General features: G+C 69.3%; 25 protein-coding genes. 12 read left to right on the forward strand and 13 right to left on the reverse strand.

Annotated elements, in window-relative coordinates; genetic code table 11:
* Window positions 1-135 precede the first annotated feature (135 nt).
* The 6 genes from ABZ464_RS38580 to ABZ464_RS38605 all read left to right on the forward strand — a co-directional run bounded on the left by ABZ464_RS38580 (window position 136) and on the right by ABZ464_RS38605 (window position 6,021).
* Complete coding sequence (locus tag ABZ464_RS38580) at window positions 136-1,080, forward strand: sugar ABC transporter permease (protein WP_359285646.1); 945 nt, start codon at window positions 136-138, stop codon at window positions 1,078-1,080.
* The gene (locus ABZ464_RS38585) at window positions 1,077-1,928 is read left to right on the forward strand and encodes a carbohydrate ABC transporter permease (protein WP_359285648.1); all 852 of its coding nucleotides are present in this window, start codon (window positions 1,077-1,079) and stop codon (window positions 1,926-1,928) included. The genes ABZ464_RS38580 and ABZ464_RS38585 overlap by 4 nt, the downstream gene beginning before the upstream one ends.
* Window positions 1,929-1,939: 11 nt before the next feature.
* Window positions 1,940-2,905, forward strand: a complete 966-nt coding sequence (locus ABZ464_RS38590; protein WP_359285651.1) for an arabinan endo-1,5-alpha-L-arabinosidase — start codon at window positions 1,940-1,942, stop codon at window positions 2,903-2,905.
* 90 nt (window positions 2,906-2,995) lie between these two features.
* On the forward strand, window positions 2,996-4,507 hold the full coding sequence (locus tag ABZ464_RS38595; RefSeq protein WP_359285654.1) for an alpha-N-arabinofuranosidase: 1,512 nt from the start codon (window positions 2,996-2,998) through the stop codon (window positions 4,505-4,507).
* 34 nt (window positions 4,508-4,541) lie between these two features.
* Complete coding sequence (locus tag ABZ464_RS38600) at window positions 4,542-5,000, forward strand: Rrf2 family transcriptional regulator (RefSeq protein WP_359285657.1); 459 nt, start codon at window positions 4,542-4,544, stop codon at window positions 4,998-5,000.
* Window positions 5,001-5,112: 112 nt separating this feature from the next.
* Window positions 5,113-6,021: a sulfite exporter TauE/SafE family protein gene (locus ABZ464_RS38605; RefSeq protein ID WP_359285660.1), complete on the forward strand. Its 909-nt coding sequence runs from the start codon at window positions 5,113-5,115 to the stop codon at window positions 6,019-6,021.
* A gap of 155 nt (window positions 6,022-6,176) precedes the next feature.
* Here the strand turns inward: ABZ464_RS38605 and ABZ464_RS38610 are convergent, their stop codons facing one another.
* Together ABZ464_RS38610 and ABZ464_RS38615 are read right to left on the reverse strand one after the other, a co-directional pair.
* Window positions 6,177-7,040, reverse strand: coding sequence for an intradiol ring-cleavage dioxygenase (locus ABZ464_RS38610; RefSeq protein WP_359285662.1), 864 nt, complete (start codon window positions 7,038-7,040; stop codon window positions 6,177-6,179).
* 111 nt (window positions 7,041-7,151) lie between these two features.
* A complete protein-coding gene (locus ABZ464_RS38615) occupies window positions 7,152-7,829 on the reverse strand; it encodes a macro domain-containing protein (RefSeq protein WP_359285665.1) in 678 nt (225 codons plus the stop codon).
* Window positions 7,830-7,945: 116 nt separating this feature from the next.
* On the opposite strand from ABZ464_RS38615, the gene ABZ464_RS38620 reads away from it, so the two are divergent.
* Complete coding sequence (locus ABZ464_RS38620; protein WP_359285668.1) at window positions 7,946-9,565, forward strand: ADP-ribosyltransferase domain-containing protein; 1,620 nt, start codon at window positions 7,946-7,948, stop codon at window positions 9,563-9,565.
* Between the two features lie 170 nt (window positions 9,566-9,735).
* Window positions 9,736-10,383: a DUF4360 domain-containing protein gene (locus ABZ464_RS38625; RefSeq protein WP_359285671.1), complete on the forward strand. Its 648-nt coding sequence runs from the start codon at window positions 9,736-9,738 to the stop codon at window positions 10,381-10,383.
* Between the two features lie 22 nt (window positions 10,384-10,405).
* Here the strand turns inward: ABZ464_RS38625 and ABZ464_RS38630 are convergent, their stop codons facing one another.
* The gene (locus ABZ464_RS38630; protein ID WP_359285674.1) at window positions 10,406-10,588 is read right to left on the reverse strand and encodes a DUF397 domain-containing protein; all 183 of its coding nucleotides are present in this window, start codon (window positions 10,586-10,588) and stop codon (window positions 10,406-10,408) included.
* The gene (locus tag ABZ464_RS38635; protein ID WP_359285677.1) at window positions 10,585-11,409 is read right to left on the reverse strand and encodes a helix-turn-helix transcriptional regulator; all 825 of its coding nucleotides are present in this window, start codon (window positions 11,407-11,409) and stop codon (window positions 10,585-10,587) included. Before ABZ464_RS38635 ends, ABZ464_RS38630 begins: the two co-directional genes overlap by 4 nt.
* Before the next feature lie 128 nt (window positions 11,410-11,537).
* Between ABZ464_RS38635 and ABZ464_RS38640 the strand changes: the two genes are divergently transcribed.
* Together ABZ464_RS38640 and ABZ464_RS38645 are read left to right on the forward strand one after the other, a co-directional pair.
* Complete coding sequence (locus ABZ464_RS38640) at window positions 11,538-12,068, forward strand: ATP-binding protein (protein WP_359285680.1); 531 nt, start codon at window positions 11,538-11,540, stop codon at window positions 12,066-12,068.
* Window positions 12,065-13,189, forward strand: coding sequence for an FAD-dependent monooxygenase (locus ABZ464_RS38645; RefSeq protein ID WP_359285683.1), 1,125 nt, complete (start codon window positions 12,065-12,067; stop codon window positions 13,187-13,189). The genes ABZ464_RS38640 and ABZ464_RS38645 overlap by 4 nt, the downstream gene beginning before the upstream one ends.
* Before the next feature lie 34 nt (window positions 13,190-13,223).
* On the opposite strand, the gene ABZ464_RS38650 is transcribed toward ABZ464_RS38645, so the two are convergent.
* Entirely contained in the window at window positions 13,224-13,991 is a 768-nt protein-coding gene (locus tag ABZ464_RS38650) for an intradiol ring-cleavage dioxygenase (RefSeq protein WP_359285685.1), read from the reverse strand.
* 182 nt (window positions 13,992-14,173) lie between these two features.
* On the opposite strand from ABZ464_RS38650, the gene ABZ464_RS38655 reads away from it, so the two are divergent.
* A complete protein-coding gene (locus ABZ464_RS38655) occupies window positions 14,174-15,145 on the forward strand; it encodes an arabinan endo-1,5-alpha-L-arabinosidase (protein ID WP_359285688.1) in 972 nt (323 codons plus the stop codon).
* Between the two features lie 122 nt (window positions 15,146-15,267).
* The gene (locus tag ABZ464_RS38660; protein WP_359285691.1) at window positions 15,268-15,672 is read left to right on the forward strand and encodes a hypothetical protein; all 405 of its coding nucleotides are present in this window, start codon (window positions 15,268-15,270) and stop codon (window positions 15,670-15,672) included.
* 48 nt (window positions 15,673-15,720) lie between these two features.
* Here ABZ464_RS38660 and ABZ464_RS38665 read toward each other — a convergent pair whose 3' ends face one another.
* The 8 genes from ABZ464_RS38665 to ABZ464_RS38700 all read right to left on the reverse strand — a co-directional run bounded on the left by ABZ464_RS38665 (window position 15,721) and on the right by ABZ464_RS38700 (window position 26,041).
* On the reverse strand, window positions 15,721-17,364 hold the full coding sequence (locus ABZ464_RS38665) for a histidinol-phosphate transaminase (protein WP_359285693.1): 1,644 nt from the start codon (window positions 17,362-17,364) through the stop codon (window positions 15,721-15,723).
* Between the two features lie 179 nt (window positions 17,365-17,543).
* Window positions 17,544-18,596 carry an aldose epimerase family protein gene (locus tag ABZ464_RS38670; RefSeq protein ID WP_359285695.1) on the reverse strand — a complete coding sequence of 351 codons (1,053 nt, stop codon included), beginning with the start codon at window positions 18,594-18,596 and terminating at the stop codon, window positions 17,544-17,546.
* Between the two features lie 112 nt (window positions 18,597-18,708).
* Entirely contained in the window at window positions 18,709-19,953 is a 1,245-nt protein-coding gene (gene mmsB, locus ABZ464_RS38675) for a multiple monosaccharide ABC transporter permease (protein ID WP_359285697.1), read from the reverse strand.
* Window positions 19,950-21,500 carry a multiple monosaccharide ABC transporter ATP-binding protein gene (gene mmsA / locus ABZ464_RS38680; protein WP_359285700.1) on the reverse strand — a complete coding sequence of 517 codons (1,551 nt, stop codon included), beginning with the start codon at window positions 21,498-21,500 and terminating at the stop codon, window positions 19,950-19,952. Before mmsA ends, mmsB begins: the two co-directional genes overlap by 4 nt.
* A 32-nt stretch (window positions 21,501-21,532) precedes the next feature.
* On the reverse strand, window positions 21,533-22,639 hold the full coding sequence (gene chvE / locus ABZ464_RS38685; protein ID WP_359285702.1) for a multiple monosaccharide ABC transporter substrate-binding protein: 1,107 nt from the start codon (window positions 22,637-22,639) through the stop codon (window positions 21,533-21,535).
* A gap of 147 nt (window positions 22,640-22,786) precedes the next feature.
* Window positions 22,787-23,755: a hypothetical protein gene (locus tag ABZ464_RS38690; RefSeq protein ID WP_359285704.1), complete on the reverse strand. Its 969-nt coding sequence runs from the start codon at window positions 23,753-23,755 to the stop codon at window positions 22,787-22,789.
* 127 nt (window positions 23,756-23,882) lie between these two features.
* Entirely contained in the window at window positions 23,883-24,887 is a 1,005-nt protein-coding gene (locus ABZ464_RS38695) for an alcohol dehydrogenase catalytic domain-containing protein (RefSeq protein ID WP_359285707.1), read from the reverse strand.
* Entirely contained in the window at window positions 24,884-26,041 is a 1,158-nt protein-coding gene (locus ABZ464_RS38700; protein ID WP_359285710.1) for a mandelate racemase/muconate lactonizing enzyme family protein, read from the reverse strand. The genes ABZ464_RS38695 and ABZ464_RS38700 overlap by 4 nt, the downstream gene beginning before the upstream one ends.
* Window positions 26,042-26,312 lie beyond the last annotated feature (271 nt).

The raw sequence follows: 26,312 nt of genomic DNA on the forward strand, positions 1-26,312 counted from the left end.
CGGCGTCCGGCACCGGGAGGCGTCCGGCGTCCGCCGCCCGGAGACGGCCGGCGTCCGGCACCCGGAGGCGGCCGGCGCCCCGGCACCGGAAAGGGGTCGTCGTATGAGCACCCCCGACCGGAAGGGAGCCGTCGTATGAGCACCCTCGCCCAGGCCGGCACCGCGCTCCCCGCCCGTACCGCGACCGCCGCCGACTCGGCCCGCGCCCGCTGGGGCCGCCGCTTCCAGCACGGCGGCTGGTTCGTCGCCCCCTTCTTCGTCCTGTACGGCCTGTTCGTCCTCGTCCCGGTCGTCCGGGGCCTCTACCTCAGCTTCACCGACGCCAACATCTCCGGCGACGACTCCGGCTTCGTCGGCCTAGCCAACTACCGCGAGGCCCTCCACGACGACCTGGTGTGGGACTCCCTCGAGCACAGCGTCCAGTTCACCGTCTACGTGGTCCCGCTGATCGTCGTCGTGGCCCTGCTGATGGCCCTGATCGCCCACCACACCGTGCACTTCAAATGGCTGTGGCGGCTCTGCTTCTTCGCCCCGTTCCTGCTGCCCTCGGCCGTCGTCGGCAACCTGTGGTGGTGGCTGTTCCAGCCCACCAACGGCATGGTCAACCACGTCCTCGGCTGGGACACCCCCTGGCTCACCCAGAAGTCCACGGCGATGCTCGCGGTGGTGATCGCGACCCTGTGGTGGACGGTCGGCTTCTCCTTCCTCCTCTATCTGGCGGCCCTGCAGAACATCCCCCAGCACCTGTACGAGGCCGCCGAACTGGACGGGGCGAACGCCTGGCAGCGGCTGCTGCACATCACCGTCCCCAACCTGCGCAACATCACCGGCCTGGTCATCGCCCTCCAGGTCCTCGCCTCACTCCAGGTCTTCGACCAGGCCGTGGTGATGTACCAGTTCGGCCCCGGACCCGAGGAATCGACCCGCACCTTCGTGCAGTACACCCTCGAAGAGGGCTTCACCAGCTACCGCGTGGGCTACGCCTCCGCGATCTCCTTCATCCTGTTCCTGATCATCGCGGTCGTCGCCCTCGGCCGGATGTGGCTGCTGCGCGGCCGTGAGGAGGCGGCGACCCGATGACGACTCCCGCGGTGCGCAAACCCCGCAGCACCTGGACCCCCGGCCAGATCGCCCTGACCGCCGTGGCCTCGGCCCTCTCGCTCGTCTGGCTGGCCCCCCTGGCCTGGGCCCTGTCCACCTCCCTGAAGACCCCCGCCGAGTCGGTCGAGTCCCCGCACTGGATCCCCGACCACCTCACCCTGGAGTCCTGGAAGGAGGTCCTGGAGGCCGGCAACATCCCCAACTGGTTCGTGAACTCGGTGGTGGTGTCCGTCTGCGTCACCTTCCTGGTCCTGCTGGTCTCCTCGCTCGCCGGATACGGCTTCGCCCGCACCGAGTTCCGCGGCAAGTCCGCGCTGATGGCCCTCACCATGGCCGGCCTGATGTTCTCCCCGGCGATCGTCGGCGTCCCGCTCTTCACCACGGTCCAGTCGCTCGGCATGGTCGACACATACTGGGGCATGATCCTGCCGCAGTGCGCCCCGGCGGCGATGGTCTACATCCTCTACAAGTTCTTCCAGTCGCTCCCGAAGGAACTGGAGGAGGCGGCCTTCATCGACGGCGCGGGCCGCTGGCGGATCTTCTTCACGATCGTCCTGCCCCTGTCGAAGCCGTCCCTGTCCGCCGTCGGGATCTTCACCTTCATCGCCTCGTGGAACAACTTCCTGTGGCCGTACATGGTGACCAACAACCCCGACCTGATGACCATGCCGAACGGCATCGCCACCGTCCAGAACGCCTTCGGCATCGTCTGGCCCCAGCTCATGGCGGGCGGCCTGATCGCCGGCCTGCCGCTGATCGTCGTGTTCGTCTTCTTCCAGAGTCAGATCGTGCGGGGCGTCGCCCACACCGGTCTGGCCGGACAGTAGAGGGGACCGCGTTGCGCCTGAGACTCGCAAGCCTGTTGGCGGCGGCCGCCCTGGCCCTCCTCCCGACCACGGCCCAGGCATCCGTCACCTACCCCGACCCCCAGCCGATCACCGGCCAGCAGATCATCCACGACCCCACCCTCATCCGCCTCAAGTCCGGCGGATACGTGGCCTATTCGACCGGCGGCATCATCGGCGCCCGCACCTCGAAGGACCGCGTCCACTGGGACGACGCGGGCAACGCCTTCTCCACACCGCCGAGTTGGTGGTACGAGTACAACGCCACCGGCGACCCCTGGGCCCCGGACCTCTCCTACCGCGCCGGCCGCTACTGGCTCTACTACGCCGTCTCCTCCTGGGGCACCAACCACTCCGCGATCGGCGTGGCCACCTCCCCGACCGGCCTCCCCGGCACCTGGACCGACCACGGCAAGGCCTTCACCTCCGAGACCACCGACACCTGGAACGCCATCGACCCGGCGCTGATCCGCGCGGACGGCCGGCTGTGGATGAGCTTCGGCTCGTACTGGACGGGCATCCGCATGGTCGAACTGAACCCGAGGACGGGCAAGGCGCTCGAGGGGGCCACGGTCCACCACCTGGCCACCCGCCCGGACGCCCCCTATGCAGTGGAGGGCCCGTACATCGTCCGCCACGGCCGCTACTACTACCTCTTCGCGAGCTACGACCAGTGCTGCGCGGGAGTGAACTCCACCTACAAGATCAGGGTGGGCAGATCGACCGCGATGACCGGCCCCTACACGGACAGCACCGGCAAACCCCTCCTGGAGGGAGGCGGCGACCTCCTCCTGGAGGGCCACGGCCGCTACATCGGCACAGGCGGAGAGTCGATCTTCAAGGACAGGGGCAGAGATGTCCTGGCGTACCACTACTACGACGCAGACGACAACGGCACGCCAAAGCTGGGGCTCAACACCTTGAGCTGGACCAAGAACGGCTGGCCAAGAGTCTTTTAGGGGCGCGGGGCCGTATCGATATGCGGCTCCGCCGCGTGGGCGCGACCAGCTCCCACCCACCCGCAGACAACACTGAACCGGAAGGCAAAGATGCGCACCGCCCGCTTCACCCTCGACCCCGCCTTCACCATAGGCGAAGTCAACCCCCGCCTCTTCGGCTCCTTCGTCGAACACCTGGGCCGCTGCGTCTACACCGGCATCTTCGAACCGGACCACCCCGCAGCCGACAAGGAAGGCATCCGCCAGGACGTCCTGGAACTGGTCCGCGAACTCGGCGTCACAGCCATCCGCTACCCCGGCGGCAACTTCGTCTCCGGCTACAAGTGGGAGGACTCGGTCGGCCCGAAGGAGGACCGCCCCCGCCGCCTCGACCTCGCCTGGCGCTCCACGGAGACGAACCGTTTCGGCCTCTCCGAGTACATCGACTTCCTCCGCAAGGTCGGCCCCCAGTCGGAGCCGATGATGGCGCTGAACCTCGGCACCCGGGGCGTCGCCGAGGCCCTGGAACTCCAGGAGTACGCCAACCACCCCGCCGGCACCGCCCTCTCCGACCTCCGGGTGACCCACGGCGACAAGGACCCCTTCGGCATCCGGCTGTGGTGCCTGGGCAACGAGATGGACGGCCCCTGGCAGACCGGCCACAAGACGGCGGAGGAGTACGGCCGCCTCGCCGCCGAGACGGCCCGGGCGATGCGCCAGATGGACCCGGAGGTGGAGCTGGTCGTCTGCGGCTCCTCCAGCCAGTCCATGCCCACGTTCGCCGAATGGGAGGCGACGGTCCTGAAGGAGACGTACGACCTCGTCGACTACATCTCCCTGCACGCCTACTACCAGCCCGAGGACGGCGACGTCGACTCGTTCCTGGCCTCCGCCGTCGACATGGAGTCCTTCATCGAGAACGTGGTCGCCACCGCCGACCACGTGGGCGCGAGGCTCAAGTCCAAGAAGAAGATCAACCTCTCCTTCGACGAGTGGAACGTCTGGTACATCTCGAAGTGGCACGAGATCGAGAACTCCGGCACGCGGGACTGGGCGGAGGCCCCCCGCCTCCTGGAGGACAACTACAGCGTCCTGGACGCCGTCGTCTTCGGCTCGCTCCTCATCGCCCTGCTGCGCCACGCCGACCGCGTCACCGTGGCCTGTCTCGCCCAGCTCGTCAACGTGATCGCCCCGATCATGACCGAGCCCGGCGGCCCGGCCTGGCGGCAGACGACGTTCTTCCCGTTCGCCCAGGCCGCCCGCCACGGCCAGGGCCGGGTGCTCGACGTAAGGGTGGACTCCCCGACGTACGAGACGAAGAAGTACGGCGAGACCGACCTGCTGCACGCGACGGCGGTCCGGGCCGAGGACGGCACGGTCACCGTCTTCGCCGTCAACCGCAGCCGCACCGAGGCGCTGCCCCTCGAAGTCGCCCTGAACGGGCTCGACCTCACCTCGGTCGTCGAGCACAGCGCGCTCGCGGACGCCGACCCGGACGCCCGCAACACCCTCGACGAGCCGGAGCGGGTGGCTCCGCACACCGTCGAGGGCACTGCACTGCGGGACGGAACCCTCACCGCCGTACTCGAACCGCTCTCCTGGAACGTCATCCGGCTGGCCTGAGCCGACGGGAGGAAAGGCGCGTCACAATGTGCGCATGAGGATCTCGGCACGGGCGGACTACGCGGTACGGGCGGTACTGGAGCTCGCCGTACGGCAGGGCGGTGACCCGGTGAAGGCGGAGACGGTCGCCGCCGCGCAGGACATTCCGCACAAGTTTCTGGAAGGGATCCTCGGCGACCTCCGCCGGGCCGGTGTGGTCGAGAGTCGGCGCGGCGGAGGGGGCGGCTACCGCCTGGCCCGCGACGCCGCCTCGATCACCGTCGCGGACGTGATCAGGGCGGTGGACGGCCCGATCGTGTCGGTGCGCGGGGAGCGGCCGACGGGGTTGTCGTACACGGGCTCCGCCCAGCCCCTGCTCCCGCTGTGGATCGCCCTGCGCGCGAACGTGCGCCGGATCCTGGAGGGCGTCACGGTCGCGGACATCGCGGCGGACGCGCTGCCGGACCCGGTGAAGGAACTGGCGGCGGAACCGGCCGCCTGGGAGAACCCCTAGGTTTCACACGCTGCTCTCAGCTTGGCCCCCTACTCTCGCTTCCCGTTAATCCCCACCTAACCGGTGGGGAAGGCAGGGAAAACAGCAGGGAACCAGGGAACAGGTATCTGGCATGCGCACGCTCGTACTGCTCGCCCTCGCGGGCCTCGGCGCCCAGCTCGTGGACGGCAGCCTCGGCATGGCCTACGGCGTCACCTCGACCACGCTGCTGCTGGCCATGGGCACCAACCCGGCCGCCGCCTCGGCCACCGTGCACCTCGCGGAGATCGGTACGACGCTGATGTCCGGCGCCTCGCACTGGCGGTTCGGGAACGTCGACTGGAAGGTCGTCGCGCGGATCGGCGTACCGGGGGCGGTGGGTTCCTTCCTGGGCGCGACCGTGCTGTCCCGGCTGTCCACGGAGGTGGCGGCCCCGGTGATGTCCCTGATCCTGCTGGGCCTCGGCCTGTATGTGATGTCCCGCTTCACCTTCCGCGGGCTGCCGAAGGACCGGCTGGGCAAGCCGCTGCGCCGCCGCTTCCTGACCCCGCTCGGGCTGGTCGCGGGCTTCCTCGACGCGACCGGCGGGGGCGGCTGGGGCCCGGTCGGCACTCCGGCGCTGCTGGCCAGCGGACGGATGGAGCCCCGCAAGGTGATCGGCTCGGTCGACACGAGCGAGTTCCTGGTGGCGCTCGCGGCGAGCCTCGGCTTTCTGCTCTCGCTGGGCTCGCAGGGGCTGCGGTGGCCCTGGGTGCTGGCCTTCCTGCTGGGCGGCATGGTCGCGGCGCCGCTCGCCGCCTGGCTGGTCCGGCTGCTCCCGCCGCGCGTCCTCGGCTCGGCGGTCGGCGGGGTCATCGTCGTCACGAACGTCCGTACGCTCCTGAAGAGCGACTGGCTGGCGGCGTCGGCTTCGACGAGCGCGCTGGTCTACGTCGTCCTGTACGCGGCGTGGGCGGGCGCGCTGGCCTACTCGATCCGGGCGCACCTCAAGGAGAAGGCGGCCGATGCGCCCGTCGCGGAACGCGAGCCGGCGGCGGCCTGAGGAGGGACCGCCGCCGGGCTTCGTCGTGCTTGCGTGAGCTCTGCTCGACAAGAGGGCAGCTTCGTCGAGAGTCGGGAAGGGGGCCGTTCCGCCGCGGCCCTGACCAGTGCGTGGCTGGGGGCCGCGGCGGGGGTGGGTGGGCACCGCCCTGGGGGTCAGGCGGAGTTGACGCCCACGGTGAGGGTGGCCTTGTAGCCGTCGGAGACGCTGGAGCCGAGGGCCGTCAGGGTCAGCAGGCCCGAGGAGGCGCCCCCGTCGTCGTAGATGCTGTCGTTGGCGAGCGTCGTCTCCTTGGTGGTGTTCGCGGAGTACGGCGAGGTCGCCTGGATCTCCTCGTTGATGTCCGCGTCGAAGAACAGCTGACCGGTGTGGATGACGTCGCCGCCGGTGTACGAGTCGTCGGTGAGCGTCACCTCCGTGTGCACTCGCATATGGACGTGCACGGCGCGGGAGACGTAGTGGCCGGGCCAGATCGAGGTGATGCTGCACTGGCCGTTCTCGTCGGTCATCTGACCGCCGCGCAGGAAGGTGCCGTTGTCCTCCTCCGAGTGGCCGTTGCCGCCCACGAAGCCGGAGTACTCGCCGAGGGCGTCGCAGTGCCAGATCTCCACGAGGGCGTCCGCGAGCGGCGCGCAGTCGTTGGCCTGGTCGACGACGGTGAAGGTGTACTGGACCTCGAAGCCCTCCTTGTCCTCCCGGATGTCCTCGCGGACGAGGGCGCCGTCCAGGGAGTACGGACCCTCGGTGACCTCGGCGTTCAGGGTGCAGACGCCGGAGGTGGCGGAGGAGGAGGTGGAGGCCTTGGCCTCGGCGGCCGAGGAGCTCGACTCGCTGGTGGTGGTGGTGTCGGCCGAGGCCATTCCGGCGATCGCCAGTCCGCCGGCGGCGGCGACCGCGCTGCCGCCGATCAGAACGCGGCGGCGCTTCATGCTTTTGTCGAGCCGGTGCCTCCCGGGCTGCTGGTTGTCGTTGTTGTCGCTGTTGTCGAGGATCTCGTGGTTCTCGGTGTTTCCCGTCATGCGGAAGAAATTAGGAGCGCACCTGAGGAAATCCTTAATGTGCGGCTGTGAAGGACCTGGGGATGCAACGGTCAACACCCCGTGATTCACGGCGAGTTGGGGCAAGTCCCATCAGCGGCGGGTGGCCGATCGTTTCGGCGGCGCTATCCGGACCCGCTGCTCGGCGGGCGCGCTCTCGATGTCGTCGAGCTGGGCGACGATCGTGGCGCGCAGGTCGTCGTAGTCCTCGAAGCGGTGGTCGTTGAAGAGGGTGTAGCCGGTCCACATCAGGTTGGCGCAGACCCGGGCCGGCACCCGGCCGGTCTGGGCGCCCATGCCGACCAGGGCCACCGATCCGATGGCGCCGGGCGTTTCGTCGTTCTTCCGGTGGATCGCCTGGAAGGCCGCGGCGCAGGCCAGGGCCACGTTCAGCGTCTCGCTCACGTTCTGCGAGGACTGCTCCATCGTGGGCGTGGAGATCAGGAACTGCGGGTTCGTCGCCCCGGACGGCACGCACACCGCGCTGCCCACCGGGAGCCGTCCGCCGAACTCGTCGCGGATCGCCCGCTGCACCCGCAGCTGGATGCCCGCGCCGAGGTGCCGCTTGACGACGGCGTCCACCCCGCCGTTCATCAGCCCGCGGGCGTTGGTCGGGCTGACCCAGGCGTCGGCCCGTACGTCGAGGATCGAGCCCTTGCGGATCTCGATCTCCGGCGTGTCGGCGAACGCGGCCCGCCAGGCCTCGACCACCTTGGTGTTGACGTCGGTCAGCACCACCTTCAGCGGCGCCTGCGCACGGTTCACGGTCATCTTCCACACTCCCGTCGGGACCTGCTCCATCCAGTGATCACGACGCTACAAGGACCCACTGACAACGCCCCTTCGGCCGTGAGGCGTTGTCAGTGGGTCCTTGTAGCGTCCGCGCCATGATCGACGCCAACGCCTCCGCGCAGCCCGACCCGAACGACTCGCTGGCCCTCGCCGAACTGTTCAAGGGCGGCGGTGAACCGTGGCTTCCGCTGCTCAAGCCCGTCATCGAGGCACAGCCGGGCGCCGCCTCGTTCATCGGCCCGGGCCGAGGTCCGGACGTGGTCCCGGTCCGTGAACTGACCTTCCAGGCGCTCAAGCCGAACCCGCCGCACAAGTGGAAGGTCGTCGTCTTCGGGCAGAACCCGTACCCGCGCCCGGAGAGCGCCACCGGCATCGCGATGTTCGACAACACCTTCCACGACTGGAAGGACAGCCAGTTCGGCCGGGTCGTGAGCATCCGCTGCCTCATCAAGGCGGCGGCGATGTGGAAGTACGGCATCCCGAAGAAGACCCCGATAGCCGACGTCCGCGCGCTGCTGAAGAAGCAGGACACGGTCCAGCCGCCGGAGTGGTTCCAGGCGATGCTCACCCAGGGCGTCCTGCTGCTGAACGCGGCCCTCACCGCGAGCAGCGACGGACCGCGCGGGTCCGATCCGCACACCGCGTTCTGGCGTCCGGTCGCCGAGCGGATCGTCGAGGAGATCCTCAAGGCCAAGCAGGACGCCGAGGACGAGGAGGACCGCGGTGTCGTCTTCGCCTGGTGGGGAGCGCACGCGCGCAGCCTGAAGTCGGTCGTCCAGCGGCTCCAGAAGAAGTACCCGGACGTCGAGGTCCGCCACCTCGACCACTGCAACCCCGCCGCGCAGGGTGACATCTTCTGCGACGGCGACCACTTCACCCTGGTCAACGACGCCCTCGCGGCGGTGGGCGCGGAACCGGTCGACTGGCTGCCGAGCACCGGCTGGGACCAGCAGGCGGGGGAGGCCGGCGGGGCCGACGACGGGGTCGCCGCCCGCATGGGCGCCTTCATCACGTCCACCATGGAGCTGCACCAGCTCTATCTGGAGCGCCTCTCCAGCGTCAAGGACGAGGGACTCGTCCTCCCCGAGATCACCGGGGTGTTCGACACCCCGCTGCTGGCCTTCCCCGACGCCGTCGGCCCCGTCGCCGGCCTGCTGCGCGGTCTCGACCGGCACGTCCAGCGCTCGCACGACTTCGGCAAGCGGCTCGCGGACCAGCAGCAGGGGAGCCTGTCCGCCGACGCGGTCGCCGCGCTCTACCTCTACACCTGCGAGTCGGCGTTCTACCGGGAGATCAACGCGGTCCTGCGCCACCCCGACCGGTCGCGTGTGGTTCCGTACCTGCCGTATCTGCGGCTGCTGTTCTCGGCGGTGTCGGCGCTGCCCGCGCGCACCGAGCCGCTGTGGCGCGGCGTCCCGCTGGACCTGCGGTCGCAGTACCCGGTCGGACGGACCGTCACCTGGTGGGGCGTGTCGTCCTGCACCTCCGAAGTCGGCGTGGCACGCGCCTTCCTGGGCGGCCGCGGCAAGCGGACGCTGTTCGAGGTGCAGCCCGCGCGGGCCGTCGGCATCCGGCAGTTCTCCGCGTTCACGGGCGAGGAGGAGTTCATCCTCCTGCCCGGCACCCAGCTGAAGGTGACCGAGGTGACGACCGAGCGCGGCGGCCTGTGCACCGTACGGCTGACCGAGTCGGAGGAGCAGCCCCTGGTCTCCTGAGCCGGGGTGCGTGGGGGCCGGTGTGTGAACGGGCCGGGGTGAATGGCCGGAGTTCGCCCTGGCCGCCCCCCAGGGGCCTCCCTACGATTCGATCGCCGCGGTGCTCCACAGAAACCTCACAGGTTCTCCACACTTCAACGAAGTGCTTCCTCGAAGAGGAGAGACCCCCCATGGCAAGTGGACTGCTCCTGGGCGGCGCCGTCGCCGCCCTCGTCACCGCGGCGATGCCCGCGCCCCACCAGGGCGGGATCGCCGACCCGCCCCCGGACAAGATCGTCATCGATGTCGCCACGGTCAACGGCTCCGGCTGCCGTCCCGGTTCGGCGGCCGTCGCCGTCTCCGAGGACAACACCGCCTTCACCGTGACCTACAGCGAGTACCTCGCCCAGGTCGGCGGCAACTCCGACCCGACCGCGTTCCGCAAGAACTGCCAGCTCAGCCTGATCGTCCATGTCCCGCAGGGCTTCACGTACGCCATCGCCCAGGCGGACTACCGAGGCTTCGCCTCGCTCCAGTCCGGGTCGAACGCCGTGCAGCGGGCGTCGTACTACTTCCAGGGCTCGTCGCAGACGGTGTTCAAGACCCACACCTTCAACGGCGCGCTCAACGACAACTGGCAGGCGACCGACACCACGGACTGGGCGAACCTCGTCTACGCCCCGTGCGGCGTCCAGCGCAACTTCAACATCAACACCGAGCTGCGCGTGAACGCGGGCAGTTCCTCGCCGTCCAAGGTCAGCTTCATGACGATGGACTCGACCGACGGCGACATCAACACGGTCTACCACATGGCGTGGAAGGAGTGCCCCGCCAAGTAGACCGGCTGCCCTGACCCTCGGGTCACCTCCCCGCGTGGGCCACGAACTCGGCCCACGCGGTGGGGGAGAGGGTGAGGTGGGGGCCGGACTTGTCCTTGGAGTCGCGTACGTGGATCTGGTGGGGGCGGGGGGCGACCTCTACGCAGTCATCCCCGGAACCGCTGCTGTAGCTGCTCTTGAACCAAGCCAGTTCGGAGGTCTTCATAGGTCTCCTCGCATCTGCTTCAGCAGGCTCACGGAGTCCTCAATGGAGAGAGCCTGCTCTCGCATCTTGGCATACCGCTGCGTGAGCACGCTGATCACTTTCGGGTCGGTGATGAGCTGCCCGCTCTCCTGGCCCTCGTTGTACGCGACCCACTTGTTCTTCGGCGTCTCCAGCAAGCGGATGGGCCCATGCAGCCCGGCGTGGGAGTGCCGGACCTGCGGCATGATCTGGATGTTGATGTTCCGCAACTTCCCGATCTCCATTAGGTGATCGAGGACCCCGCGTGTGACGTCAGGCCCGCCGGTCTGGCGAAGTAGTACATGCTCCTCGATGATGAAGCCGAAGGCTGTGTTCGGCTGGTCCCTCAACAACCGCTGACGCTCGTCCCGCGCCGCCCAGTTGGCCTCGATCTCCTCGTCGGTCAGCGGTGGCAGCTCGTCGATGAACAACTGCCGTGCGTACGCCTCCGTCTGCAACAGCCCCGGGATCATCCGACACTCGTAGGTGTAGAGAGTGATCGCCGTCTTCTCCAGCCGCGCCCACCGCCGGAACCACGCCGCGAGCCCCGGTTGCCGCTCCAGAAACCCCGCCGCCCTCCTCAAAGCTCCCGTGTTGCCCAAGGCCCCCTCCGCCGCCTCCACGAACTCCTCGTCCGGCATCCGCCTCCCCAGCTCCACGGAGGCCACCGTGTGTTTGGAGAAGCCCACGACGTCACCGAGTTCCTCCCTGCTCAGCCCGTGGTGCTCCCGCAGGCCCTGGACGACCGCCCCGAACGTCCGCAGACTGTCCGAGGACTCCGGCTCACCGCTCTCGACCGCCATGGTCACCTCCCGCACTCCATGGTCACGCCGAGTGATCGGTACTGTCCAGTGAGTCACCGCGTACGCTTCCGCGGCGTACGTGCGTCGTACCTGGCGTGCCGGGGTCCGGGCCCTCCACATTGAGCCCCATGACAGTCCGCCCCACTCCCCAACCCTCGGTCACCGTACGTGTGTTCACCCAGCGCTTCAGCGCGACGCCCCGGGGCGCCCGCCTGGCGAGGCGCCTCGCGCTGCACCAGCTCGACACCTGGGGAATCCCGCACGGAACCGAGGCTTCCGACACGGTTGCGCTGATCGTCGCCGAGCTGGCCGCGAACGCCGTGACTCACGGCCGCGTACCCGGCCGGGACTTCGAACTGCGCCTGTCCCTGGTGACCGGAAGTGTCCGCATCGAGGTGAGCGACACCCACGCAGGGGCTCGTCCGCCCGGCCCCCGGACCGTACGCACCCCGGACCCGCTCGACGACGCCGGGCGCGGTCTGTACCTCGTGGACGCCCTCGCTGCCCGATGGGAGGTGGTGGACCGGGACCCGCCGCCGGGCAAGACCGTGCGGGCCGAGGTGGACGTCCTCAACTGGCTCTCCCTGGCCAGGCGGACGATGCACCGTCCAGCGGGTCAGTACGCTCCCTCCACAGGCGGAGAAACGGGGGGCGTATGAGCCAGGGCACCGCGCTGATCGTCGGCGGAGGCATAGGCGGGCTGGCCGCGGCGGTCGGGCTGCGGCGGGTCGGCTGGGACGTGACGGTGCTGGAGCGCGCGCCCGCCTTCGAGGACGTGGGCGCGGGGATCTCGATGCACGCCAACGGCGTACGGGCGCTGGAGGCGCTCGGGGTCGGGGAGGCGGTACGAGCCGTCGTACGCCCCCTCTACACCGGCGGCACCCGCGCCCCCGGCGGCCGGCTGCTGGCCCGGATGGACGGAGCGGCCCTGGAACGCCGGCTCGGCACCCCCGTGGTCGGTGTCCTCCGCGCCGACCTGCACCGCGTCCTGCGCGAGGCGCTGCCCGCAGGCTGTGTGAAGAACGGCGAGGAGGTGACGGGCCTGGGCGCCCTGCCGGACGCCGATCTGATCATCGCGGCCGACGGCGTGAGCAGCCGCCTGCGCGCCGAACTGTTCCCCCGTCACCCCGGAGCCGTGTACAGCGGTACGACGGTGCTGCGGGCCATCACCGAGCGGCCGCCCGCCGACCCGCCGGACGACCTGGGGCTGACCTGGGGGCCGGGAGCGGAGTTCGGCCACCTCGTGTTCCTCGACGGGCGGGTGGAGTGGCACGCGGTGCTCGACGTGCCGCCCGGCGTACGCCACGCCGACCCGCTCGCCGAGATGCGGCGGCGCTTCGCCGGCTGGCACGACCCCATCCCGGCCCTGCTGGACGCGACCCGCCCCGAGGACGTCCTGCACCACGACGTCCATGAACTGCGCACCCCGCTCCCGGCGTTCACCGTGGGCCGGGTCGCCCTGCTCGGCGACGCCGCGCACGCCATGACCCCGAACCTCGGCCAGGGCGCGAGCCAGGCGCTGGAGGACGCGGTGGTGCTGGCCGCCCGTCTCGCGGACGGACCCACCGTCACCGAGGCCCTGCGCCGCTACGACGCCGAACGCCGACGCCGCACGCAGTCCGTGGCCCGCGCCGCCCGCCAGGCGGGCCGGATGGGGCACGGCCTCACCCATCCCCTCGCCACCGCCCTGCGCGACACGGCCCTGTGGCTGGCCCCCTCCGACCTCACCCTCCGCGCGGCCCTCCGACACGCGGACTGGGCGCCACCGCGGTTGCGATGACGCCCAGCCGGAAGACCTGGAAGACAGGAAAGGCTCAGCTGTCGACACCCAGGGTCAGGGTGGCCGAGTACCCGGAGGACGTGGAGCTCCCCAGGGCGGTCAGGGTCATCAGACCGGAGGAGGCGCCTGCGTCGTCGTAGATGGAGTCCTGGGCGAGGGTGGTGCGGGTGACCGTGTTGGTCGAGTACGGCGAGATCTTCGCGACGGCGGTCGTGATGGTCTCGTCGATGAAGAGCTGGCCGGTGTGCAGCTCGTTGCCGCCGCTGAAGTGTCCGTCGGAGGAGACCGTGACACCGGTGGCGACCTTGACGTGGATGTGGATGCAGCGGCCGCGGTACCAGCCGGGGTAGATCGTGGTGATCGAGGCGAGCCCGCTGGAATTGGTGAGCACACCGCCGCGCAGGAAGGTGCCGTCGTCCGGCTCGCTGTGGCCGTTGTTGCCGACGTAACCGGAGTACTCGCCGAGGGCGTCGGCGTGCCAGATCTCCACCAGGGCGTTGCTGAGGGGGGCGCAGCTGCTGGAGTCGACCACGGTCAGGGCCAGCTTCAGCGGGATGCCGGCCTTGCCCTCGGTGACGTCGGAACGGACGTACTGTCCGTCGAGGTAGTAGGGGCCTTCGGTCATCTCCTTCGTGAGGGTGCAGACGGCCGCGGCGGCGACGGGAGCGGTGTCGTCGGCCGTGACGGTGGGGGCTTCGGTCGACGCGGCGGCGCCCACGGCGAGGGTGGCGGCGGTGGCGCCCGTCGCCACGAGCACCGTACGGCGTCCGATGGGGCTGCGAGTTTCCGAGGTGTCTGTCATGAGCACGGCACCGTAAGGAGGGTTTCTGTCGGGAGGCTGTCAGAACGGTAAAGTGAACATCCGTCAAGTTACTTGCAAGGCAAAGTGTCGACAGTAGTTGCCTGCTGCACGGTTTTCGAAGAGTTTCGAGTAGGCGCCTGGAGCGTTGACGCGCAAAAGGTTCGATTCTACGTTCCGTCCGCATGAGCCCCACCTCACGCAGAACAGCCCTGCTCGCCGTCCCCGCGGCGATCCTGCTGGCCCTGACCCCCACCACGGCCTCCGCCTACCCCAACCCCGGCACGGTCACCGGCTCCACGGTCGTCCACGACCCCACCATGATCCGTACCTCGGCCGGCCGCTACCTCCTGTACGCCACCGGCGGCGGACTCGCCTACCGCACCTCCACCGACCGGATCGCCTTCAGCGCGGGCGGCGACGCGTTCGCCACCCGGCCGAGCTGGTGGTCGTCGTACGGCACCACCGAGGCGTGGGCGCCGGACATCTCGTACCACGGCGGCAAGTACCTGATGTACTACGCCGTCTCGACCTTCGGCTCCAACAAGTCCGCGATCGGACTGGCGGGTTCGAGCACCGGCCTGCCCGGCTCCTGGACCGACTACGGCACGGTCTACACGTCCACCACGTCCAGCGACTACAACGCCATCGACCCGAACCTCTTCGTGGACGACGACGGCAAGTGGTGGCTTTCCTTCGGGAGTTGGTGGACGGGCATCAAGATGATCCGTATCGCCCCGTCCACCGGCAAGCAGCTCTCCTCCGACACCGCCCGCCGCTCCCTCGCCGCCCGCCCGACCGGAACCAAGGCGATCGAGGCCCCGTACGTCGTCAAACGCAACGGCTACTACTACCTCTTCGCCTCGTACGACACCTGCTGCGCCGGCACCGGCTCGACGTACAAGGTGAAGGTCGGCCGCGCCACGAGCGTCACCGGCCCCTACTACGACAAGAGCGGGGTCGCCCTGACGAACAACGGCGGCACCCCGGTCCTGGAGACCCACGGCAGCGTCATCGGCCCGGGCGGCCAGTCCATCCTGAACGACGCCGACGGCGACCTGATCGTCTACCACTACTACGACGGCAACGACAACGGCACACCCGAGCTGGGCATCAACTTGCTGAGCTGGAGCACGGGTTGGCCGGTGGCGTACTGACCGCGTCCTGGGCCGGGTTGCAGGGCAGGAGCCGTTGGGGGAGCGTGGGGTGGGGAGGGGACGGGGGTTACCGGGCCGGCTCGTGCACAGAACTACTCATCCGCCCATGAGCAGGTGGTCCCATGTCCACACGCAAGTCCACTCTCGCGACCATGATCCCGCTCGTCACCGCAGCCCTGGTGGGAGGCGTCCTGACGGCCGGGCCGGCGTCGGCGGTCGACACCGGGCCGGTGACCTACAACGGCACCGTGACCTGCGCCAAGGCGTTCCCCGCACCCAGCGCGTCCGTCCCCAGGACGGTGACGCTGGACAGCGATGAGGACGACGCGACGGTCAACGTCACCGGCGTCGACGGCCGCAGGGCGAGGTACGAGATCAAGGACCTCGAGGTCCCGCTGGACTCGGCGTTCAACCTGGCGGTCACGGTCTCGTGCAAGGCGCCCGGGAAGGCGGCCCAGAACTTCACCAGGACCATCCCGCAGACCGACCTCGTCGAGAACCAGAAGGTCAAGCTGAACATCAGGTAGAAGGCACGACGCCCCGCCGGGCCACCGGCCCGCCGGGGCGTCGTCCTGCTAGCCCACCTGCCCCATCCCCGCCGCATTCGGCCACGACTGGGCGGGTTGGGCGTTCGGCCAGCCCGTGGCGGCCGCGGGCGCCAGCCCGTTCGTCCCCCGCACCTGCGCGGCGGTGAGCCCACCCCGAGCCGGAACCCCGGGCGGAGTCTGGGCCGCGGCGGCGGGAGCCATCGGCGCCTGCATGGGCGGAGCCATCATCGGCGCGGGCACCGGTACGGGCGTCGGCATGGCCGGGATCGGCGCCGGGGCCGGAGCGGCCGCGGGCACAGGCTGGGGGAAGACCTGTGCGGCGGCCGGCAACGGCATCCCGGCGCCGTTGGACGGGGCGGCCTGCGCCATCGCGGGCGCCTGCATCGGCATGCCGACGGCGGCCGGGGCCGCGACCAGCCCCGGCATGCCCATGGCCTGAGCGGCGAGGCCCTGCATGCCCGCCCCGTTGGTCGCCTCGACCAGCAGGCGGTCCACGGCGGCCGTGCCCGAGCTGTAGCTCATTGCGGCGCTCAGCTCGGGCACGGCGGCTCCCCTCCTGGTCCCGTAGAGCACCTGTTCCAGGCCGGACACCAGGCGACGCACGTCCACCTGGGGGCGCACCACGAGCCGCGCGAAGCGGCTGGAGGAGCCGATCTTGTTGCCGCACTCACGGATCAGGATGCGGTGCTCGGTGAGCAGCCGGTCCCGTACGACCGTGCCCTCGGCGCCGACGGGAAGGCGCACGAAGAGGAAGTTGCCCTGGGAGGGGTAGACGGTGAGGCCGGGGAGCGCGGAGAGCTGGCTGGCCATGTCGAGGCGGTCCCGGCGCACCTGCATCAGGCTCTGCATGTACTCGGGGCCGTGCTCCTTCAGCATGAAGACCACGTACTCGGCGAAGGCGTTGAGGTTCCACTTCGGCAGCATCGAGCGGACCTTGCCGGCCAGGGAGGGGTTGGCGACCATGTAGCCGAACCGGATGCCGTGCAGACCGAAGTTCTTGCCGAGGCTGCGCAGGACGATGACGTTCGGGCGGATCATCGCCTCCTGCACGACGCTGGGCTCCTGCTCCGCGTCGGCGAACTCCAGGAACGACTCGTCGATGATGATCAGGTCGAGGTCGGCCATCGCGTCCATGAACTGCACGAGGGCGTGCTTGTGCACGAAGCCGCCGTCGGGGTTGTTCGGGTTGCAGATGACCGCGGCCCGGGTCCCGCGGGTGCGGATGAAGTCGGCGTACTGCGCGAGGTCGAGGGCGAAGCCGCTGGACTCCTGGAGCGGGAACATGTCGACCCGCTTGCCGGTCTCCATCGGCTGGTCGGTCCAGCGGCCGAAGGTGGGCACGGGGACGGCGACGGACTCACGGATCAGCAGATGGTCGATCCAGGTGATCAGCTCGGTGGAGCCGTTTCCCATCGCGACGGCGGACGGCGGCAGCTGGAGCAGGTTGCACAGCTCGGCGGTGATCGTGTCGGCGCTGCTGGGGTAGTAGGTGACGATGTCCCGCAGTCTGGCGGACATGGTGTCCATCATGGCCGGGGTGGGGAAGTAGGGGTTGCAGGGGATACAGAAGTCGACCGGGCCCGTCCCGTCGCCGCCTTCTCGTGTCAGCGCCGCCATCGACGGGCTGTGAGCCGCCGTGCTGCGGAACAACGAGGTGACGTTGTCGGCCATGGAACCTCCGTAGGGGGCGGGCCCGCTGGGGACGACCGGGCCCGTCGTCTGGGTGGCCCGAGCGGGGGAGCACGGGCCACTCGTACATACGGGGTTGTGAGTCACCCCGTTCAACCGATGTGAAAAAAATGTGAGTTGCGGAACCGGGAACCCGGGTTTCGCATCCGCCCTTCCGGGTTCTACACCCCGAAGCTGTGCACCGTCGTCGACCGGTACGTCTCCCCGGGCCGCAGGGTCGTCGACGGGAACGACGGCTGGTTCGGGGAGTCCGGGAAGTGCTGGGTCTCCAGGCAGAGCGCGTCGCCCTGACGGTAGACGCGGCCGCCCGGCCCGGTCAGGGTGCCGTCGAGGAAGTTGCCGGAGTAGAACTGCAGCCCCGGCTCGGTGGTGGCGACGGTCAGGGTGCGGCCCGAGGACGGGTCGCGCAGGAACGCCACCGGGACGGGCTCCTCGGTGACGCCCTTGTCGAGGACCCAGTTGTGGTCGTAGCCCTGGCTGTGCAGCAGCTGCGGGTCGGCGACCCGCAGGTCCCGGCCGATCTCCTTGGCCTCGCGGAAGTCGAAGGGCGTGCCCGCGACCTCGGCCAGCTCGCCCGTCGGGATCAGTCCCGGGCCGACCGGGGTGTAGCGGGCGGCGGCGATCGACAGCTCGTGGTCCGCGACGGAGCCGCTGCCCTCGCCGGCCAGGTTCCAGTAGACGTGGTTCGTGAGGTTGACCACCGTGGTGCGGTCGGTGGTGGCCTCGTAGTCGATCCGCCAGTCGCCGGCCGCGGTGAGGGTGTACGTCACCCGGACCGCGAGCGTGCCGGGGTGGCCCATCTCGCCGTCGGGGCTGGTCCGGGACAGCCGCAGGCCGACGTCCGCTCCCTCCTCGAAGGGCTCGACGTCCCAGACCCGGCGGTCGAAGCCCTCCGCCCCGCCGTGCAGGCTGTTCGGCCCGTCGTTGACGTCGACCCGGTGGGTCTCGCCGTCGAGGGTGTAGCGCCCGGCGCCGAGCCGGTTGCCGTAGCGGCCGATCAGCGCGCCGAAGTACGGGGTCCTCTCGACGTACTCCTCGATCGTGCCGAAGGCGAGGCTGACGTTCGCGAGGCGGCCCTCGCGGTCGGGGATCTCCAGGGACCGCACGATCCCGCCGTAGGAGAGGACCTCCAGCCGGGTCCCGCCGTTCTCCAGCGTCCAGCTGTGGATCTCCGTGCCGTCGGCCAGCTTGCCGAAGAGCGACTGCACCGGCATTTCGCCTCCCTGCTCAGGGGAACTCTTGGGAACTCATGGGAACTCGTGGAAACGCATGGGAAGGGCCCCGCCGCACGGCGGGGCCCGATCCGGTCTGCTCGATCGATCCGGTCTACGAACCGGACTTGCGCTTGTTCCAGACGTCGAAGCCGACCGCGAGCAGCAGGGCGAGGCCCTTGATGACCTGCTGCCAGTCGGTGCCGACGCTCAGGAGGTTCATGCCGTTGTTCAGGACACCGAGGACGAGACCACCGATGATCGCGCCGAGGACGGTGCCGACGCCGCCGCTCATCGACGCGCCGCCGATGAACGACGAGGCGATCGCCTCGAGCTCGAAGCTGAGGCCCGCCTTCGGCGAGGCCGCGTTCAGACGGGCGGCGACCACCAGACCGGCCAGGGCCGCGAGCGCGCCCATGTTCAGGAAGACGAGGAAGGTGACCTTCTTGTCCTTGACGCCGGACAGCTTCGCCGCCGGGAGGTTGCCGCCGATCGCGTAGATGTGACGGCCGAAGACGGCGTTGCGCATGATGTAGCCGTAGCCGACCACCAGCGCGCCGAGGACGATCAGGATGATCGGCGCGCCCTTGTAGCTGGCGAGCAGCATCGTGACGGCGAGGATCGCGGCGGAGATGGCGACGAGCTTGAGCAGGAAGAGGTTCCTGGGCGCCACCTCGAGCGCGAACTCCTGCTGACGCTTGCGGTCGCGGACCTCCTGGAGGACCACGAAGGCCAGCAGGGCGAAGCCGAGCAGCAGCGTGAGGTTGTGGTAGTTCGTGTTCGGGCCGACCTCCGGCAGGAAGCCGTTGCCCATCTCCTGCAGGCCGTCCGGGAACGGGCCGAGGGTCTGACCCTTCAGGAACATCTCCGTCAGACCACGGAAGATCAGCATGCCCGCGAGGGTGACGATGAAGGAGGGTATGCCGAGGTAGGCGATCAGGTACCCCTGCACCGCGCCGGCCACCGCGCCGATGGCCAGGCACAGCACCAGCGCGAGCGGCCACGCCACACCGTGCTGCACCGTCAGTACGGCCGCGAAGGCGCCGGTGAACGCCGTCACCGATCCGACGGACAGGTCGATGTGACCCGCGATGATCACCAGCATCATGCCGATCGCGAGGATCAGGATGTAGCTGTTCTGCAGGACCAGGTTGGAGACGTTGCGCGGCAGCAGCAGGTCGCCGCCGGTCCACACCTGGAACAGGACCACGAGCAGGCCGAGCGCGATCAGCATGCCGTACTGCCGCATGTTGCGGCGCAGGCCGTCCAGCATCAGCTGCAGCAGTCCGCCGCCGGTGGCCGAGCCCCCGCTCTTCCCGGGCGGAGCGTCCGCCGGGCTCTTGGTCACGTCCGTGCTCATCGCGTTACCTCTTTGTCCTTCGTCATCTGACGCATCAGCACTTCCTGCGTGGCCTCGGCCCGCGGGACCTCGCCCGTGAGCCGTCCGGCGGCCATCGTGTAGATGCGGTCGCACATGCCGAGCAGTTCGGGCAGCTCGGAGGAGATGAAGACGACCGCCTTGCCCTGGGCGGCCAGCTGGTCGATGACCGTGTAGATCTCGTACTTGGCGCCCACGTCGATGCCGCGCGTGGGCTCGTCCAGGATCAGCACGTCCGGACCCGCGAAGATCCACTTGCTGAGGACGACCTTCTGCTGGTTGCCGCCGGACAGCTTGCCCACCGGCTCGAAGACGGTCGGCGCCTTGATGTTCATCGTCTTGCGGTAGCCCTCGGAGACCTGCCGCTCCTCGTGCTCGTCGACGATGCCCCGCTTGGCCACCTTGCTCAGGGCGGTCAGCGAGATGTTGCGGTTGATGGTGTCGATGAGGTTGAGGCCGTAGTGCTTGCGGTCCTCGGTGACGTACGCGATGCCGTGGTCGACCGCCTCCGCGACGGTCTTCGTACGGATCTCCTTGCCGTCCTTGAGGACCGTGCCGCCCGCGTACCGGCCGTAGGTCCGCCCGAAGACGCTCATCGCGAGCTCGGTGCGGCCGGCGCCCATCAGGCCCGCGATGCCGACGATCTCGCCGCGCCGCACCTGGATCGACACGTCGTCGACGACCTTGCGCTGCTGGTCGATCGGGTGGTGCACGGTCCAGTTGCGGATCTCCAGGGCGGCAGCCGCGTCCACCTCCGCCTCGTGCGGGGTGCGCTCGGGGAAGCGGTGGTCGAGGTCGCGGCCGACCATGCCGCTGATGATCCGGTCCTCGGTCGTCTCCGCCGCCTTCACATCGAGCGTCTCGATGGTCTGGCCGTCGCGGATGATCGTCACCGAGTCGGCGACCTTGCGGATCTCGTTGAGCTTGTGGGAGATGATGATCGAGGTGATGCCCTGCTTCTTCAACTCCAGGATGAGGTCGAGCAGTTTGTCGCTGTCCTCGTCGTTCAGCGCCGCGGTCGGCTCGTCGAGGATGAGCAGCTTCACCTTCTTCGACAGCGCCTTCGCGATCTCCACCAGCTGCTGCTTGCCCACGCCGATGTCGGCGACGCGGGTCTCCGGGTGGTCGTGGAGACCGACCCGGCGCAGCAGCTGAGTGGCGTGCCGCAGGGTCTCCCGCCAGTCGATGAACCCGCCCTTGGCGTGCTCGTTGCCGAGGAAGATGTTCTCCGCCAGGGAGAGGTACGGCGACAGCGCCAGCTCCTGGTGGATGATCACGATGCCGTGCTGCTCGCTCGCGCGGATGTCCTTGAAGTGGACGACCTCTCCCTCGAAGAGGATGTCGCCCTCGTAGGTGCCGTGCGGATGGACGCCGGAGAGCACCTTCATCAAGGTGGACTTCCCGGCGCCGTTCTCACCGCAGATGGCATGGACCTCGCCCTGACGGACGGTCAGTGAGACGTCCGACAGCGCTTTCACACCGGGAAAGGTCTTGACGATCGAGCGCATTTCCAGGACGGGTCCCGCCATGGTCGTGCCTTCCAATCCTTAAGGGCCGACGCTTACTTGAGCTGGTCCGCCGTGTAGTAGCCGCCCTCGACGAGCTCCTTCTCGTAGTTCGTCTTGTCGACGCTCACCGGCTGCAGCAGGTAGGCGGGGACGACCTTGGTGCCGTTGTCGTACGACTTGGTGTCGTTGATCTCGGGCTTCTTGCCGTTGAGGGAGGCGTCGACCATGTCGGTGGCGACCTGGGCGAGCTTGCGGAGGTCCTTGTAGACCGTCTGCGACTGCTCACCGGCGATGATCGACTTCACCGAGGCCAGCTCGGCGTCCTGGCCGGTGATGACCGGCAGCGGCTTGGCCTTGGTGCCGTAGCCGTCCGACTTCAGCGCGGCGATGATGCCGATCGAGATGCCGTCGTACGGCGAGAGCACGGCGTCGACCCGGCCCTTGGTGTACGACGAGGTGAGGTTGTCCTCCATGCGCTTCTGGGCGGTGGCACCGTCCCAGCGCAGGGTGGTGACCTGGGTGAGCCCGGTCTGACCGGACTTGACCACCAGCTTCTTGCTGTCGATGTACGGCTGGAGCACGCTCATCGCGCCGTTGAAGAAGTACTTGGTGTTGTTGTCGTCGTTGGAGCCGGCGAACAGCTCGATGTTGAAGGGGCCCTTGCCGCTGGCCAGGCCGAGCTTGTCGACGATGTACTGGCCCTGGAGCTTGCCGACCTTCTCGTTGTCGAAGGACGCGTAGTAGTCGACGTTCTTCGTGCCGAGGATCAGGCGGTCGTAGGAGATGACCGGGATCTTGGCGTCGGCGGCCTGCTGGAGCACGTTGTTCAGCGACTTGTTGTCGATCGCGGCGACGATCAGCGCCTTGACGCCCTGGGTGATCAGGTTCTCGATCTGGGAGACCTGCTGGTCGGGGTCGTCCTCGCCGAAGACCAGCTTGGTCTTGTAGCCCTTGGCCTGAAGGTCCTTCTCGACGTTGGCGCCGTCGGTGATCCAGCGCTCGGAGGACTTGGTCGGCATCGCGATGCCGATCGTGCCGCCCTTGGCGCTGCCCTTGTCCTCCTTGCTGCCGCCCTCGCCGGACTGGCCGCAGGCGGAGAGGGTCAGGGCGAGGGAAGCGGCTCCGGCTATGGCGGCGAGGGCGGCTCTGCGGTTACGCATGATCATCATCCTTGATGTGTGTGCAGGGATCGGTCTCGCGGTGCAGCGAAGGCGCTCCCGGACGTGACGCCGGGAAGACCGAAACAACGAGGTGTGTGGGATTCTGCGCGCCTGTGTCGGCTTGTGTGAAGCGAGGTTTCCGGAACGTTATGACCGGACGTCAAACCTGTTCAGTTCGCCCGGCAGCCGGGAGCCGAGCGGCGCCATGTCGCCGTCCGCTCCGTGCCGCGCGAGCAGGTCGAGCGCGAGCCGGCCGCGCCGGACCCGCTCCCGAGCGGTGGACAGGGTCAGATCCCTCATGTGGTGGCCGTAAGGGTAGATCCCCGGGGCCTTGGAGAGGCCGAACTTCAGGTACAGAGGTGCGCCGCGCCGGATCAGCTCGGCCACTTCGTACATCCGGATGTACCCTCCGAGGTCGTCGGGTGCCTCGATGTACATGTCCATCGGGGCACCGGAGACCCGGCGGATCTCGGTGAGGTGGTCCAGCGTGAGGTCGCTGGGCACATTCACGGAGTCGGCTCCGAGCCGCTCGTACACGGCGTACGCGGCCGGGTTCACGGGGCCGATCAGCGCCGACACCTTCAGTGTGGTGTCGGCCGGGATGAGGCCGGCCGTACGGGCCTGGTGCAGCGTCCACAGCACGCCCTCGTCGGCGACGAGGAGGCACTTGACGCCCAGCTCGGTGGCGCGCACCGCGTCCTCGACACAGCCGGCGACGGCGTCGTGCCCGCGGGCGCGCAGGCCCCCGCCGCGCGAGTCGGTCCGGGTGGAGCCGCCGATGTCCCAGGTGCCGCGCGGGCCGGTGAACAGGCAGAGCTCGATGTCACGCTCGGCGGTCGCGTCGACCATCTCGGTGATCTCGGCGTCGGTCAGCATCCACACGCCGCTGCCCTGGCTGATCCGGTGGATCGGCACGTCGAGCCGCGAGGCCTCCTTCAGGATGACGGCCAGCGCTTCGGGTCCCTCGCACGAGGGGACCTCGGTGCGCCAGCGGCCGCCGCCCGGGAAGGTGTGGGACGAGGAGTCGGCGGGGTCGAGGGCGGGTGCGCCCAGGCCGAGTGCGGCGAGCGCCTGCTCACCGGGTCGACGGGCTGCCGGGGCGGAAGCGTCGGTCACAAGGTGTCCTTAGTGTTCGATATTTCGGACAAGGTTCGCGGCTCAGGGTGCGGGTGGGTCTGGGTGTACGCCGGTGCGGAGACCGTCAGGTCGCCCCCGCACCGGCGTACGTCTCGAGGGGCGTCTGCTACGGCCTGAGCAGCACCTTGCCCACCTTCGGGTCGCCGGATCCCACCAGCTCGATGGCCTCGGGGAACTCGGCCAGCGGCAGTTCGTGCGTGACCAGCGGCAGCGGGTCGAGCAGCCCGGCCCCGAACACCCGTACCGTGTGCGACCAGGCGTCCGGGGGTGCCCCGAAGACGGTGTGCACCTCCAGCTGCCGTACGACCAGGTCCGTCGGGTCGAGACCGTCGGCGCCCGGCGCGGGAATGCCCGTGAGGACCAGTCGTCCGCCCCTGCGGAGCAGCGAGGCGGCCGTCTGGGCTGCACTCGCGGACCCGGCGGTCTCGATCACGACGTCGAAGTCGTCGGGGAGCTCCTGGTCCTTGGTACGGAAGTCGGTCGCCCCGAACCGCCGTGACAGCGTTTCCCTGTCGTCCCGGGTGCCCACGACCAGCAGCTCGGCCGGCGAGCCCGCCTTCAGGAACTGCACCGCGAACATGCCCAGCGTCCCGGTGCCCACCACGGCCACCTTCTCGCCCGGCAACGCCCGCGCCTTGATGGCGGCCGCCGCGATGCACGCGGCGGGCTCCAGCAGGGCGGCGGCCGTGAGATCGGCGTCCTCGGGCAGCACGTGCAGCAGCCGCGCCGGGAGGGTGAGGGTGGTGGCCATGGCCCCCGGCTGGGTGAAGCCGGTCTCCTCGTACCCGTCCGTGCACAGCGTCGTCTCGCCCGCGTGGCAGCGGTCGCAGACCTGGCAGTTGCGGAAGCCCTCGCCCACGACCTTCCGGCCGACCAGGCCCCCCGGCACCCCGGCGCCCACCGCCTGCACGGTCCCGGACCACTCGTGGCCCGGGGTCAGCGGGTAGCGGACGTACCCCTCGGGCCGGTTGCCCTGGTACACCTCGCGGTCGCTGCCGCAGATGCCCACCGCGTGGACCCGGACCAGGGCCTCGCCCGGCCCCGGCTCCCGCGGGGTGTGCGCGGTGAGCCGGTGCTCGCCGGGCGCCTCGATGACGACCTCGGTGCTCACTGGGTGCCCTTCGGCTTCCGCTGCTCCCAGCCCTCGGCCCAGAGGTCGAAGCGGGCCTGCTGCTGCGGGAACTCGGCGGCGGCGTCCACGTCCAGCTCGACCCCGAGGCCGGGCTTGTCGGAGAGGTGGAAGTAGCCGTCGATCACCTCGGGCGCGCCCTTGACGACCTTCTTGATCTCCGCGTCCGCGAAGTCGTTGAAGTGCTCGAGGATCTTGAAGTTGGGGGAGGTGAAGCCGACCTGGAGGGAGGCGGCGGTCAGTACCGGGCCACCGACGTTGTGCGGCGCGACGAGCATGTAGTGCGTCTCGGCGGTCGCGGCCAGCTTCCGGGTCTCCCAGATGCCGCCGATGTGGCCGACGTCCGGCTGGATGATGTCCACGGCCTGGCTCTCGAAGAGCTCGCGGAACTCGATGCGGTCGTGGATGCGCTCACCGGTGGCGACCGGGATGTCGACCTTGGCGGCGACCTTCTCCAGCGCCTTCAGGTTCTCCGGCGGGCACGGCTCCTCCAGCCACGCGGGCTTGAACGGGGCCAGCTCCTTGGCCAGCCGCACCGCCGTCGCGGGGGAGAAGCGGCCGTGCATCTCCAGCATCAGCTCGGCGTCCGGCCCGATGGCGTCGCGCACGGCCTCGATGAGGGAGACGGCGTACAGGCTCTGCTCGTGGTCGAGCTCGAAGTGCCCGGTGCCGAAGGGGTCGATCTTGAGCGCCTTGTAGCCGCGCTCCATGACGCCCTGCGCGGCCTTGTGGTACGCCTCCGGGGTGCGCTCGGTGGTGTACCAGCCGTTGGCGTACGCCTTGACCTTGTCGGTGACCTTGCCGCCGAGCAGCTGCCACACCGGGACGCCGAGGGCCTTGCCCTTGATGTCCCAGCAGGCCATCTCGACGACCGCGATGCCGGACATCACGATCTCGCCGGCGCGGCCGTAGTCGCCGTACTTCATCCGGCGGGTGAGGTCCTCGACAGCGAACGGGTCGGAGCCGAGAATGTGGTTCTGCTCGGCTTCTCTCAGGTAGCCGATCAGCGCGTCGGTGTGGCCCAGCATGCGGGTCTCGCCGACACCCGTGATGCCCTCGTCGGTGTGCACCAGGACGTAGGTCAGGTTGCGCCACGGCGTGCCGACCACGTGCGTGCTGATTCCGGTGATGCGCACGGAAGTTACCCTTCGGCTGTTCGAGATTTCGTCACATGTTCGAAATGCTGGGCAGACAGTAAGGACGGCGTGAGGGGAGTGTCAATGGGTCGAACAGGTAACGGTTTGACGGTTTCGATGCCCCTTTCGCCATCGGGGGTGTCGGCGGTGTGTGCCAGGTCACCCGGGCGGCCGCACCGGTATGGGCTGTTTCCCACACAACTTTCACAGCCCAGCCTAGGAACATGACCGCCCGGGAACCTAGTCTTCCCGCGTCATGGACTACTGCCAC

The sequence above is a fragment of the Streptomyces sp. NPDC005820 genome, assembly GCF_040630255.1.
In the GTDB taxonomy this organism is placed as follows: Bacteria; Actinomycetota; Actinomycetes; order Streptomycetales; family Streptomycetaceae; genus Streptomyces.